Source organism: Microbacterium sp. 2FI, from assembly GCF_005502885.1.
GTDB lineage: Bacteria > Actinomycetota > Actinomycetes > Actinomycetales > Microbacteriaceae > Microbacterium.
This window is the reverse complement of the sequence record NZ_SCMR01000003.1, coordinates 297059-309492: the sequence shown is the minus strand read 5'-3', so window position 1 is coordinate 309492 and position 12434 is coordinate 297059. Positions and strand designations below refer to the sequence as shown.

At 69.9% G+C, this 12434-nt stretch carries 13 protein-coding genes; 8 read left to right on the top strand and 5 right to left on the bottom strand.

Features of this window, described 5'->3' with window-relative positions; translation table 11 throughout:
• Together FFS15_RS05490 and FFS15_RS05485 are read right to left on the bottom strand one after the other, a co-directional pair.
• A partial coding sequence (locus tag FFS15_RS05490) for a four-carbon acid sugar kinase family protein (protein ID WP_137843980.1) occupies positions 1-1442 on the bottom strand: 1442 nt, incomplete at its 3' end.
• A 99-nt stretch (positions 1443-1541) separates the two neighbouring features.
• Positions 1542-2249: an FCD domain-containing protein gene (locus FFS15_RS05485; RefSeq protein WP_137843979.1), complete on the bottom strand. Its 708-nt coding sequence runs from the start codon at positions 2247-2249 to the stop codon at positions 1542-1544.
• Between the two features lie 123 nt (positions 2250-2372).
• On the opposite strand from FFS15_RS05485, the gene fbaA reads away from it, so the two are divergent.
• Positions 2373-3401 (top strand): class II fructose-bisphosphate aldolase, encoded by a 1029-nt coding sequence (gene fbaA, locus FFS15_RS05480; RefSeq protein WP_137843978.1) that lies wholly within the window; start codon positions 2373-2375, stop codon positions 3399-3401.
• A gap of 53 nt (positions 3402-3454) precedes the next feature.
• Here fbaA and FFS15_RS05475 read toward each other — a convergent pair whose 3' ends face one another.
• The 3 genes from FFS15_RS05475 to FFS15_RS05465 are packed head-to-tail and all read right to left on the bottom strand — an operon-like array spanning position 3455 to position 5696.
• The gene (locus FFS15_RS05475) at positions 3455-4018 is read right to left on the bottom strand and encodes an MOSC domain-containing protein (protein ID WP_249353740.1); all 564 of its coding nucleotides are present in this window, start codon (positions 4016-4018) and stop codon (positions 3455-3457) included.
• 29 nt (positions 4019-4047) lie between these two features.
• Positions 4048-4659, bottom strand: a complete 612-nt coding sequence (locus tag FFS15_RS05470; RefSeq protein ID WP_137843977.1) for a DUF6264 family protein — start codon at positions 4657-4659, stop codon at positions 4048-4050.
• Positions 4656-5696: a 4-hydroxy-3-methylbut-2-enyl diphosphate reductase gene (locus FFS15_RS05465; RefSeq protein ID WP_171013096.1), complete on the bottom strand. Its 1041-nt coding sequence runs from the start codon at positions 5694-5696 to the stop codon at positions 4656-4658. The genes FFS15_RS05470 and FFS15_RS05465 overlap by 4 nt, the downstream gene beginning before the upstream one ends.
• A 135-nt stretch (positions 5697-5831) precedes the next feature.
• Between FFS15_RS05465 and xseA the strand changes: the two genes are divergently transcribed.
• Genes xseA through FFS15_RS05430 form a run of 7 tightly spaced genes read left to right on the top strand, consistent with a single transcriptional unit; the run spans position 5832 to position 12343 of the window.
• The gene (gene xseA, locus FFS15_RS05460; RefSeq protein ID WP_137843976.1) at positions 5832-7145 is read left to right on the top strand and encodes an exodeoxyribonuclease VII large subunit; all 1314 of its coding nucleotides are present in this window, start codon (positions 5832-5834) and stop codon (positions 7143-7145) included.
• Between the two features lie 5 nt (positions 7146-7150).
• On the top strand, positions 7151-7408 hold the full coding sequence (locus FFS15_RS05455) for an exodeoxyribonuclease VII small subunit (protein ID WP_137843975.1): 258 nt from the start codon (positions 7151-7153) through the stop codon (positions 7406-7408).
• Positions 7408-8043, top strand: a complete 636-nt coding sequence (locus FFS15_RS05450; protein WP_137844007.1) for a DUF4245 family protein — start codon at positions 7408-7410, stop codon at positions 8041-8043. The genes FFS15_RS05455 and FFS15_RS05450 overlap by 1 nt, the downstream gene beginning before the upstream one ends.
• A complete protein-coding gene (locus tag FFS15_RS05445; RefSeq protein ID WP_137843974.1) occupies positions 8040-8696 on the top strand; it encodes a carbonic anhydrase in 657 nt (218 codons plus the stop codon). The genes FFS15_RS05450 and FFS15_RS05445 overlap by 4 nt, the downstream gene beginning before the upstream one ends.
• 34 nt (positions 8697-8730) lie before the next feature.
• On the top strand, positions 8731-10125 hold the full coding sequence (locus FFS15_RS05440) for a class II fumarate hydratase (RefSeq protein ID WP_137843973.1): 1395 nt from the start codon (positions 8731-8733) through the stop codon (positions 10123-10125).
• Positions 10126-10169: 44 nt separating this feature from the next.
• Positions 10170-11690 carry an ATP-binding protein gene (locus tag FFS15_RS18585; protein WP_171013091.1) on the top strand — a complete coding sequence of 507 codons (1521 nt, stop codon included), beginning with the start codon at positions 10170-10172 and terminating at the stop codon, positions 11688-11690.
• Complete coding sequence (locus tag FFS15_RS05430; RefSeq protein WP_137843972.1) at positions 11687-12343, top strand: response regulator transcription factor; 657 nt, start codon at positions 11687-11689, stop codon at positions 12341-12343. The genes FFS15_RS18585 and FFS15_RS05430 overlap by 4 nt, the downstream gene beginning before the upstream one ends.
• The last annotated feature ends 91 nt before the right edge of the window (positions 12344-12434 follow it).

Here is a 12434-nt window from a genome sequence, read left to right as displayed (position 1 = left end):
GGGGTGGGCGCAGTCATGTGCGTGCCTTTCGTGGCCGAGAGCTTGTCGACAGCTTCGGTGAGGGTGGTGTCTCCCCCGACGTTGCCGGCGAAGACGATGTAGGGGATGCCGGTCGCGGGGCCCTCGGCGGGCTCCCACACCGAGACGATCCCCGGGAAGAGCGACCCGCGGACCATCGCCCGCCGGATCGACAGGCCTCGGCTGGCCACGTCGCTCGAGGTGATCCCACCCTTCGCGATCACGAAGCGCGGCGGTCGCTCGGCCAGCGTGCGGGCGACGACGGCGACGAGCGCATCCGAGACGGTGCGTGAGATCGCGAGGCTCTCGTCGGGGTCGTCGGTGCGGATGAGGGTGCGACTGGAGTGGACGATGACGTCGCCCTCCGCGAGCGCCGCGACGACGCGCGAGACCGCCTGGTCGACGGTCGCCGCCGCCGTGCCCTCGTCGAGGATGGCGGGCACGTCGATCTCGACGATCACCGCATCGGTGCGGTGGGCGGTGAGGTCGGCGAGCTGGCGACTCGTGAGACCCACGTGGGACCCGACGACGATGAGCCCGCCGATGGTCGCGTCTGCAGCATCCGTCCCCTCGATCGCCAGCGGCGCGCGCGGCGCCTGGCCGATGCGAGCCCGGACGAACGGCGGACCGACACGGTAGATGTAGGTGCGGCCCCCCGCCTCGGCGAGTTCCAGGCCGAGCGCGAGCTGACGCAGGTCGTCTTCGTCCACGATGTCGGCGGCGAACACCGCACCCACCGGTGCCGAAGCGAGCGACTCGGCGACGCTCTCGGCGCCCGCCCGGATGATGTCGAGGGTGAGCTCGACGACGTCTCCGGCTGCGATCCGCCCGTCGCTCTTCTCCGCGGCCCACTCCGCCAGCCGCGACGAGCGGTAGCCGAACGTCGAGTCGCGGGCGAACTCCGTCTCGCCGACCGGCGTGAACTCACCGTCCACGACCATTCCGTGCACACCGCCGATCGTGACGCGGCCGGCATCGGGGAAGGCCGGCACGAGCACGACGCCGTCGGGCTGCTTCTCGCCGAGCTCCACCAGGGTCGCGGCGATCACATCGGGCTCGAGCGGGAAGTGGCCGCGCAGCGTCGAGTCGCCGCGACTGGCGAAGACGGGACGGATGCCGCGAGCCCGCGCCGCTGCGACGGCCGATGTCACGACTTCGCGATTGATGCGCGCTGCGGTCTCGGGGTCGAAGCTTCGCGAGTTCGTCAGGACGTAGACGGCCGGAGCGCCGGTGTCGAGCGCCCACTCGAAGTCGGCGACCTCCCACCGTGCGAGCACCGGCAGATCCGCCACCGACTGCGTGCCGGTGGGGTCGTCGTCGAGCACGATGAGCACCCTGTGCGAGCGTCGCACGCGATCGGCGATCACGGCCGGGTCGACCGGACGCGAGGCGGGGAAGGCACTCAGCAGCGTGTCGAGGTTCATGTCAACTCCATCGTCGGCGAAACGTCTTCGTTAGGTACCTGCTGTCAGGTGTCATACAGGGTCGCATACGACGAACCCGGTGTCAACCCTTCTGTGTCGTCAGTCCCGGATGCCGAGCACGAACACGCGCAGATCGTCGAGCGTCTGCTGCATGTGGTGGTCCATCGCCGCACGCGCACGAGCCGGATCACGGTCGCGCAGCGCCGCGAGAACGGCCGCGTGCTCCTCGATCGCGTTGCGCTGGATCTCGGGCACCCGCGACGTCTGCGCGCGGCGCTCAGCCAGCACACGCGTGAGGGGCTCGAAGAGCGCCGCGAGGAAGACGTTGCCCGATCCCCGCAGGATCACATCGTGGAAGCGCAGATCTGCCGTGACGAACGCGTCGACGTCGGCTGCCGCGGAGCCCGCGCGCATCCGCTCGACGCACGTCTCGAGCTCGTCCAGAGCGGCGTCACTCAATCCCGTCGCGGCGAGCGCCGCCGCCTCGGTCTCGAACATGCGGCGCACCGAGATGAGCTGGGTCGCGACCTCGCCGTCGTCACCGCGTGCCGACCGGTACTGCAGGATCGCGCTCAGCGACTGCCACTCTTCGAGCGGGTTCACGACCGACCCGATGCCGCTGGTCACCCGGATGATGCCCTGCGTCGTCAGGACGCGCAGCGCCTCGCGCACCGTGACGCGGCTGACGTCGTACGCCTCGCCGATCTCGGCCTCGCTCGGCAGCGCTGCGCCGACGTCGGGATCCCCCGAGATGATGCGATCGAGGAGGGCCTCGGCCACCACCGAAACGAGCGACTTCCGCGCCATCTCGGCCTCCTCTCACGCCACCGGGGTCGTCCGTAGCCTAATGGAGCGCGCCCGCCCGGCCACGGAGCGCCGAGCGGCATCGGTACACTCCAAGCAGCAGCCCCATTTCTTCGAAGGAGCATCATGCCCGTCGCCACTCCCGAGCAGTACGCCGACATGCTGGATCGCGCGAAGGCAGGCGGATTCGCCTACCCCGCGATCAACGCAGCCAGCTCGCAGTCCGTCAACGCCGTCCTCCAAGGCCTGACCGAAGCCGGCTCCGACGGCATCCTCCAGGTGACCACCGGCGGTGCCGACTACTTCGCCGGCCACACCGTCAAGGCCCGCTCCACCGGCGCGCTGGCGTTCGCCGCCTACGTGCACGAGGTCGCCAAGAGCTACCCGATCACGGTCGCCCTCCACACCGACCACTGCCCCAAGCCCGCGCTCGAGGACTTCGTCCTGCCGCTCATCACGGCCTCCGAGGCGGTCGTCGCCGACGGCGGCAACCCGATCTTCCAGTCCCACATGTGGGACGGCTCGGCCGTGCCGCTCGCCGAGAACATCGACATCGCGAAGGAGCTGCTCCCCCGCCTCAAGGCGATCAACGCGATCCTCGAGGTCGAGATCGGCGTCGTGGGCGGCGAAGAGGATGGCGTGCAGCACGAGGGCTCGAACGACGCCCTCTACACGACCACCGCCGACGTGTCGCAGGTCGTGGAGGCCCTCGGCCTCGGCGACCACGGCCGCTGGATCGCGGCGCTCACCTTCGGCAACGTCCACGGCGTCTACAAGCCCGGCAACGTCAAGCTCCGCCCTGAGCTCCTCGGCGAGATCCAGGAGGGCATCGCCGCGAAGTTCGGCACCGGCGCCAAGCCCCTCGACCTCGTCTTCCACGGCGGCAGCGGCTCGACCGACGACGAGATCGCCGTCGCCGTCGCCAACGGCGTCGTGAAGATGAACATCGACACTGACACCCAGTACGCCTTCACCCGCTCGGTCGCGGGGTTCATGTTCTCCAACTACGACGGCGTCCTGAAGGTCGACGGCGAGGTGGGCAACAAGAAGGCCTACGACCCGCGCGCGTGGGGCAAGATCGCCGAGTCGGCGATGGCGACCCGCGTCGTCGAAGCGACGAAGCAGCTCGGCTCGGCCGGCAAGTCGCAGAGCTGACGTCGGATTCACGTGAGGGATGCCGCGGCCGATCGGTCGCGGCATCCGTCGTTTCAGAGCCCCCGGTAGATGTCGAGGATCGTCGGCGCATCCTCGGGCCGATGGACGACCGTGATCTCGTCGCCCGCCCGTACGCGACCCGGGGTGACCACGCGCAGGTACGGACCGAGGCGCCGCTCGTCCGAGAAGCGGCGCACCCAGCCGCGCTCGTCGTCGCCGCCGACCCATCGCGCGAACGTCTGGCAGGGCGTGCGCGGCATCGTGACCTCGACCTCGACGCGATCGCCGATGCGCCATCGCTCGCCCACGCGTGCCGCGTTGACGTCGATGCCCTCGGTGCGCAGGTTCTCTCCGAAGAACCCGGGCGGCAGATCGCGGCCGAGTTCCCCCTCCCAGAACGCGGCATCCTCGGCGGCGTAGGCGTAGAGCGCCTTGTCGAATCCGCCGTGGTGCTTGCGGTCGGCCTGCACGTCGGCGTAGACGCCGTATGCGCCGATCTTCACGGCGCCCTCGATTGCGGCCTTGTCGATCGCGGTGACCCCGACCGGTCCGTCATCCGGTCGCAGTCCGCGGACGGCGCAGACGGCGACGAGGCGAGGCTTCATTCCGAGATCCATGGAACGAACCTACGTGCGCCGAGGTGCTCTCAGGTACTCTGTGCCACCAGGGCGTCCCACACCGCCGGATCCGTCATGATCGGCACGACCATGAGCACGCCGGCGATGAGCGTGAAGACGATTCCGCCGACGATCGGGATCCACCACGAAAGACGACCGCGACGGATGCTGAGCCACGACAGCGCCGCCGTGAGCATCCAGCCGATCACGAGCACGATGCCCGCCGCGGTTCCCCACACCTGACCGGCATCAGGGTCGGTGAGCTGGGTGTCGACACCCATGATGTCGAACAGGGTTTCCGCGTATGCGGGGTAGTCCGCCATCGCGACGAACGACGAGATGACGCTGATGAGCCCGTAGCCGAGGAGCGCGGCGGTGACGATCCGATCGACCGCTCGACGGCGCGGAGGTGCCGCGTCCGCCCGGACCGCCGAATCCGTCGCAGGGGCCGGCGCCGGCGCTGCGACGGCGGGCACTCCCGCGGGCGCGTCGACGGGCTGCCCGGTCTCGAGCGCATGGGTCACATCGGGCTGCTTGATACGGGCGCGCTGCTCTTCCGGCGTCGCGTACTCGCCGTACGCCGGTCGCGGCCGCGGATCGGGTGCGCTCTCGGGCGCGCCGCCGGACGAGGCCGCGGTCATTCGCGCGTCCGTCCGCCGAGAGCGCGGTCGTCCCGTTTGCCCGCGACGTCGTGCCGCAGTTCCTTCGGCAGCGAGAACAGCAGGTCCTCTTCGGCGGTCTTGACCTCTTCGATGTCGCGGTAGCCTGCGGCGGCGAGATCCTCCAGCACCTGCTGCACGAGCACTTCGGGCACCGAAGCCCCGCTGGTGACGCCGACCGTCTCGACCCCGTCGAGCCACGACTGCTCGACCTCGTCGGCGTAGTCGACGCGGTAGGCGGCCTTGGCACCGTACTCCAGCGCCACCTCGACCAGCCGAACGCTGTTCGACGAGTTCGCCGAGCCCACGACGATCACGAGATCGGCATCCTTCGCCACCTTCTTGATCGCGACCTGGCGATTCTGCGTCGCGTAGCAGATGTCGTCCGAAGGAGGATCCTGCAGGTGCGGGAACCGCTCGCGCAGGCGCCTGACCGTCTCCATCGTCTCGTCGACCGAGAGCGTCGTCTGCGAGAGCCACACGACCTTGGACGGGTCGCGCACCTCCACGGTGTCGGCGTGGTCGGGCGAGTTCACGATCGTCACATGCTCCGGAGCCTCGCCCGCCGTCCCCTCGACCTCTTCGTGCCCCTCGTGGCCGATGAGGAGGATCTCGTAGTCGTCGCGCGCGAAGCGGACGGCTTCGCGATGCACCTTGGTCACGAGCGGACAGGTCGCATCGATCGCCTGCAGACCGCGATCGGATGCCGCATTCACGACGGCCGGCGACACGCCGTGCGCACTGAAGACGACGTGGGCACCCTCGGGAACCTCGTCGACCTCTTCGACGAAGATCGCGCCTGCGGCCTCGAGCTCGGTGACGACGTGGATGTTGTGCACGATCTGCTTGCGCACGTACACGGGAGCGCCGAAGCGCTCGAGGGCCTTCTCGACCGCGATCACCGCTCGGTCGACGCCCGCGCAGTAGCCGCGGGGCGCGGCGAGCAGCACCCGCTTGTGTCCGACCACCGGGATATCCTGAAGCCGTTCGCGCCGCCGCGGAACGCGGGGAACGGGCATGCTCACAGGGGTTCTGCCCACGGTGCTGGTAGTCACCCGTCGATTCTACGTGCGGGGGTCTGTGCCCAGGGCCTCCGTGCCTGCCGAGCACCCGGAGCGACGACAGAGAGCGACGAGAGGCGACGAGAAGACACGATGACGACCTTCCAGCCCGACGCCGTCGCCGGCCAGGCTCCTCCGGCCGATTCGGTGCGCCCGCGCGACTCCACTCCCGAGGCCCCCACCTCTGTCTCCCGCCTGAACGACACGATCCGCGGATTCATCCAGACCTGGGGTTCGGTGTGGGTCGAGGGCGAGATCACGGGGTGGAACGTGCGCGGCGGCAACGTCTTCGGCCGCCTGAAGGACCTCTCGACCGATGCGACCATCGCGTTCCGCCTCTGGTCGTCCACGCGCGAGCGGCTGCCTGCCGACATGAAGGTCGGCGATCACGTGATCGGGTGCGTCAAGGCCGACTTCTACCCGAAGAACGGGGAGTTCAGCTTCACCGTCTCGGCGATGCGCCACGTCGGACTCGGCGACCAGCTCGAGCGCCTCGAGCGCCTGCGAGCGCAGCTGCGGGCAGAAGGCCTCTTCGATCCAGCGCGCAAGCGCCCCCTGCCGTTCCTGCCGCACGTGGTCGGACTCATCACGGGTGAGCGATCGGATGCCGAGAAGGACGTGCACCGCAACGCCGAGCTGCGCTGGCCGCAGGTCGTCTTCCGCACCAAGTACGCGGCGGTGCAGGGCGACCGGTGCGTCCCCGAGACGATCGCGGCGCTGAAGGCGCTGGATGCCGATCCCGACGTCGACGTCATCGTCATCGCACGCGGCGGCGGTGACCCGCAGACCCTCCTCGGCTTCAGCGACGAGCGGCTGCTGCGCGCAGTGGCCGCGGCATCCACTCCCGTCGTGAGCGCCATCGGCCACGAGAACGACCATCCCCTGCTCGACGACGTGGCCGACCTCCGCGCTTCGACACCGACGGATGCCGCGAAGCGCGTCGTCCCCGACGTCGCCGAGCAGCGGGCCCTCGTCGCGCAGCTGCGCGCCCGCCTCACGTCCCGCTTGACGCAGCGCGTCACGCATGACATCGCCCAGCTCGAGCAGCTGCGGACGCGCCCGACGCTGCGAGCACCCGCCTCGATGCTCGCGACGCGTGGGCACGAGATCGAGATCCTCGTCGGCCGGGGCCGCGATCGCGTCGGCCGTGCACTCGAGGCGCAGAGCCTGCGCACCGCCGAGCTGCGTGCGACACTGCGCGCACTCTCGCCTGCCTCGACGCTGGCCCGCGGATACGCGATCGCACACCTCGAGGGCGGAGTCATCGTGCGCGATGCGGCACAGGCCGCCGTCGGAGCCGAAGTGGTCGTGACGGTCGGACGCGGATCGTTCGCCGCCCGTTCGGAAGGCCCCGTCTCGGAGGGGCCGGTCTCCGAATCGGGCGCGTCGCGCGCCGAACTAAGATAGTGCGCATGACCGAGTCGAGCGCGGCCCCCGCCGACGTCGCCACCCTCACGTTCGAGCAGGCGCGCGACGAACTGGTCCGAGTGGTCGCCGAGCTCGAGCAGGGCGCCCCGACCCTCGAGCAGTCCCTTGCCCTGTGGGAGCGCGGCGAAGCCCTCGCCCAGCGGTGCGACGAGTGGCTGCTGGGCGCCAAACGACGCCTCGACGCGGCACGCACCGCGCAGAGCGGCCCCGCACCGGCGAACGCAGCAGAGGCCGAGGCGTGATGGTTCGCGACCCCCGCGTCGTCGCCGAGCTCGGCCGACCCGAGACAGCCGATGAGACCGCTGCGCGCAAGGCCGAATCATCGCGGATCTACCGGTCGAGCCAGAACACGCGCAATCTCGTCGCCGCGCTGCTGGCGACCCTCGCCGTCGTCGCCGTCATCATCTTCGCCGTCCCACGCGGTACGCCCCCCGAGCGCGAGCCCATCGACGTCGCGAGTGTCGCCGCCGGGTTCGCCGCAGCCGAGGGGCGCACCGTGATCGCACCGGACGCCCCCGAGGACTGGCTGGTCAACGGCGCCTCGATCGAGGGCGACGGGCCGCGGGCGTGGACGATCGTCTACGTTCCCGACGACGGCTGGCTGCGCGTCGCGCAGGGTTTCGACGCCGACGAGGCCTGGCCCACACGTGTTCTCTCGGGCGCCGATGTCGACGGGACCGTGACGATCGACGGCGTCACGTGGGACCGCTACGACATCGAAGACCCCTCACGCGCCGGCAACATCTCGGTCGCCCTCTCAACGCAGGCGGGCCCCGACACGATCATGATCTACGGCATCGCCGACGACGAGACGCTGGAGCAGGCTGCGGCCGCGATCTCGGACGATGTCCGCACACTCGCAGAGGAGACCGAATGAGCGGCGCCGAGCCGACACCGGGCAAGGTCTGGAACGAGATGCAGCGCGGCAACGCGCGCTTCGTCGGCGGCGAGCCGCGGCATCCGCGTCAAGACGTCGAGCGTCGTCACGAACTCGCCGAGGGCCAGCGGCCACGCGCCGCCCTGTTCGGCTGCGCAGACTCGCGCCTGGCCGCCGAGATCATCTTCGACAAGGGCCTCGGCGATCTGTTCGTGGTGCGAAACGCCGGCCAGGTCATCTCGGATTCCGTGGTCGGCAGCCTCGAATACGCCGTCGCGATGCTGGGCGTGCCGCTGATCGTCGTCCTCGGGCATGACGAGTGCGGTGCCGTCAACGCGGCGATCGAGAGCACGCAGCCCGACGCCCCCTCTCTCCCCGCGCACATCTGGCGGCAGATCGCACCCATCGTCCCGGCCGTCCGCCGCGTCGCTCGCGCCGCCGCGGCGCTGGGCACTCCCCCCGCGCAGATCGACCCCGAGCAGGTGGGGCGCGAGCACCTCCGCGACACCGTCGCTGAACTGCTCCACTCCTCGGAGCTCATCAGCGAGGCGATCGCCGAGGGGCGCCTCGCGATCGTGGGAGCAAACTACCGACTCGCCGAAGGCACCGCCGTCCCCGACGTGATCGTCGGGGACGTCGCCGACGGCAGCTGAGGCACTCGCAGGAACCAGACGGAGGAACAACGACGTGACCGACATCGAATACCGCATCGAGCACGACACCATGGGTGAGGTGCGCGTCCCGAAGGACGCCCTGTACGCCGCACAGACGCAGCGCGCGGTCGAGAACTTCCCGATCTCGGGCGACCCGCTCGAGCCCGCGCAGATCGTCGCGCTGGCGCGCATCAAGAAGGCTGCGGCGCTGGCGAACAAGGAGCTCGGAACGCTCGACCCCCTCATCGCCGATGCGATCGGGCGTGCCGCCGATCGCATCATCGCGGGTGAGTACGCAGACCAGTTCCCCATCGACGTCTACCAGACCGGCAGCGGCACCTCGTCGAACATGAACATGAACGAGGTGCTCGCGACCCTCGCGACGCAGGACCTCGGCGCGACGGTGCATCCGAACGACCACGTCAACGCGTCGCAGTCGTCGAACGACGTCTTCCCGACCTCGGTGCACATCGCCGTCACGCAGGAGCTCATCGACGACCTCATTCCCGCGCTCGATCACCTCGCCGTCGCCCTCGAGGCGAAGGCAGAGGCGTGGAAGGCGGTCGTGAAGTCCGGCCGCACCCACCTCATGGACGCGACCCCGGTCACCCTCGGCCAGGAGTTCGGCGGCTATGCCCGCCAGATGCGCCTGGGCATCGAGCGCGTGCAGGCCGTGCTGCCCCGCGTGGCCGAGGTGCCGCTCGGCGGAACCGCCGTCGGCACCGGCATCAACACCCCGCTCGGCTTCCCCCAGAAGGTCATCGAGCTCATCGTCGCCGACACCGAGCTGCCGATCACCGAGGCGAAGGACCACTTCGAGGCCCAGGCGAACCGCGACGGGCTCGTCGAGGCCTCCGGGGCCCTGCGCACCGTCGCCGTCTCACTCACCAAGATCAACAACGACATCCGCTGGATGGGCTCCGGTCCCAACACCGGTCTGGGCGAGCTGCACATCCCCGACCTGCAGCCCGGTTCGTCGATCATGCCGGGCAAGGTCAATCCGGTCGTCCCCGAGGCGACGCTCATGGTGTGTGCGCGCGTCATCGGCAACGACGCCACCGTCGCGTGGGCAGGGGCCTCCGGCTCCTTCGAGCTCAACGTGGCGATCCCGGTGATGGGCACCGCCGTGCTCGAATCGATCAGCCTGCTCGCCAACGCCGCGCGCCTGCTCGCAGACAAGACCATCGACGGACTCGAGGCGAACGTCGAGCGCGCTGCCGCGTACGCGGGCATGTCGCCCTCGATCGTGACCCCGCTCAACAAGCTGATCGGCTACGAGGCGGCGGCGAAGATCGCCAAGCACTCGGTCGCCAAGGGCATCACGGTTCGCGAGGCCGTGATCGATCTGGGCTTCGTCGAACGCGGCGAGGTCACCCTCGCCCAGCTCGACGAGAAGCTCGATCTGCTGTCGATGACGCATCCCGGTTGACTCCCGGCGATGCGGGCGGCCGTCTGCGGCGCGATAATCGGGGAGTGAGCCCCGCACCTCGGCCGATCACGGCCCGCGTCAGGATCCTCGCAGCGATCCTCGCGGTCGCCTGCGTGGGTCTGGCGATCGTGGGCAGTGTGACATTCCTGGTGCAGCGTGAGCGGGTTCTGCTCGAGGTCGACCAGCGACTCATGTCGCAGGTCGACCGGCTCGTCACCGTCGCCGGCGCGAGCCCGACCGAGCCGGCTGAGGCGGCCGACGGCGACGACACCATGACCGCCAGCGAGGACATCGTCGTGGAGGACTACACGACGGTCGCAGACTATCTCCAGGATGCCGTCGCGCGCCTCGTACCGGCGCGCAACGAGGGGGCGGTTGCTCTCATCGACGGGGAGCCGCGCTTCGAGCCGTCCACGCTGTCGGGTTTCAACATCTCGCAGAACGTCGCTCTCATCGACCGCGTCGTCGCCGAGACCACCGCGGACGAGCAGCTTTTGGGCACGGCCGCCATCGGCGGGCAGTCCCTGCGCTACATCGCGATCCCGGTCCGCGTCGAAGGCGACGACCAGTTCGGCATCTACCTGCGGGCGGTCGACCTCGGCGCCGAGCTCGAGCCTGTCACTGCCGCCATGACGACATATGCGATCGCCGCTGCGGCCGTGCTCGTCGCGATCGGCGTCGTCGGCTGGTTCGTGACGGGCCGCCTCCTCTCCCCCATCCGGACGATGCGCGAGACCGCCGACGCGATCACGATCACCGACCTGTCGGCACGCCTTCCGGAGCAGGGCAACGACGACATCTCCGACCTGTCGCGAACGGTCAACTCGATGCTCGACCGTCTCGAGGGGTCGGTCGATGTGCAGCGCCAGCTGCTCGACGACGTGAGGCACGAGCTGAAGACCCCGATCACGATCGTGCGCGGGCACCTCGAGCTCATGAACCCGCGCGATGCGACCGATGTCGCCGCGGCGAAGCAGATCGGCATATCCGAACTCGATCGACTAGCACGCCTGGTCGAGGACATCGATCTGCTCGCCGCCGCCGAGGGCGAGTCGTATGCGATCGCGGACGTCGACCTCGGTGCGCTCACGGCTCGCGTCGGCGAACTCGTCGCGGTGATCCCCGACCATGTCTGGAGCGTCGCATCCCACGCCGACGGGACGGTCCGCGGCGACCACGACCGCCTCCTCCAGGCCTGGCTGCAACTCGCAGACAACGCCGCGAAGTACACGCCCGCAGGCTCACCGATCGAGATCGGCAGCTCGCTGGACGCGGCCGGCACGCGACTGTGGGTGCGCGACCACGGGCCCGGCATCCCGCCCGCGGCGCGGCACCGCATCTTCCGTCGATTCGACCGCGCACAGGGCAAGCGTGCTGTGGGCGGGTCCGGCCTCGGCCTCGCGATCGTCGATGCCATCACGAAGGGTCATGGCGGCAGCTGCACCGTCTCCGACACTCCCGGGGGCGGCGCGACCTTCACCATCCATCTCCCCCCGACGACCGCCCCGCTCCCCGCACCGGTGCGGGCGGGCGACGTCGTGCTCCAGCGAGAGGCATCCGGATGACCACGATCCTCATCGTCGAAGACGAACCGCGCATCGCGGCCTTCGTCAGTCGCGGGCTCGAGTCCGCCGGATACGAGACGATCCTCGTCGAGGACGGTGCCGAGGGGCTCGAGATCGCCCTCCGGGGCGACGCGGACCTCGTGCTGCTCGACGTCGGCTTGCCGACGATGGACGGCTTCGAGGTGCTGCGCGAGCTTCGCGCGCGCGGATCGGTCATCCCCGTCATCATGTTGACTGCTCGCTCCAGCACGCGCGACACGGTCGAGGGATTGGATGCCGGCGCCAACGACTACGTGCCGAAGCCGTTCACGTTCGAGGAGCTGCTCGCGCGCGTGCGCTCGCGGCTGCGCGAGAGCGTGCCGTCGCCCGGTGTGTCGGTGACGCACGGCGACGTGGTTCTCGACATCCTGGCCCGCCGCGCGACCGTCGCCGATCGCGAGGTCGACCTCTCGGCACGAGAGTTCGCTCTCGCCGAGCAGTTTCTGCGCAACCCCGGGCGTGTGCTCACGCGCGAGCAGCTCCTCAGCAGCGTGTGGGGGCTCGAGTTCGACCCCGGCTCGAACGTCGTCGACGTGTACGTGCGGTATCTGCGCGGAAAGCTCGGTGCCGATCACATCGTCACGGTCCGCGGGGCCGGCTACCGCTGGGAGTGACGACGGCGCGTCCCCGCCACACGCCCGGCACGAAGAAGCCTCCGGCACGAAGAAGCCCCCGGCGCTGGGGGACGCCGGGGGCTGGGAAGGG

Excerpts from the sequence above, each read along its gene's own strand:
- FFS15_RS05485 (WP_137843979.1), bottom strand. The coding sequence starts at position 2,249 with ATGGCGCGGAAGTCGCTCGTTTCGGTGGTGGCCGAGGCCCTCCTCGAT.
- fbaA (WP_137843978.1), top strand. The coding sequence starts at position 2,373 with ATGCCCGTCGCCACTCCCGAGCAGTACGCCGACATGCTGGATCGCGCG.
- FFS15_RS05475 (WP_249353740.1), bottom strand. The coding sequence starts at position 4,018 with ATGGATCTCGGAATGAAGCCTCGCCTCGTCGCCGTCTGCGCCGTCCGC.
- FFS15_RS05470 (WP_137843977.1), bottom strand. The coding sequence starts at position 4,659 with ATGACCGCGGCCTCGTCCGGCGGCGCGCCCGAGAGCGCACCCGATCCG.
- FFS15_RS05465 (WP_171013096.1), bottom strand. The coding sequence starts at position 5,696 with ATGCCCGTTCCCCGCGTTCCGCGGCGGCGCGAACGGCTTCAGGATATC.
- xseA (WP_137843976.1), top strand. The coding sequence starts at position 5,832 with ATGACGACCTTCCAGCCCGACGCCGTCGCCGGCCAGGCTCCTCCGGCC.
- FFS15_RS05455 (WP_137843975.1), top strand. The coding sequence starts at position 7,151 with ATGACCGAGTCGAGCGCGGCCCCCGCCGACGTCGCCACCCTCACGTTC.
- FFS15_RS05450 (WP_137844007.1), top strand. The coding sequence starts at position 7,408 with ATGGTTCGCGACCCCCGCGTCGTCGCCGAGCTCGGCCGACCCGAGACA.
- FFS15_RS05445 (WP_137843974.1), top strand. The coding sequence starts at position 8,040 with ATGAGCGGCGCCGAGCCGACACCGGGCAAGGTCTGGAACGAGATGCAG.
- FFS15_RS05430 (WP_137843972.1), top strand. The coding sequence starts at position 11,687 with ATGACCACGATCCTCATCGTCGAAGACGAACCGCGCATCGCGGCCTTC.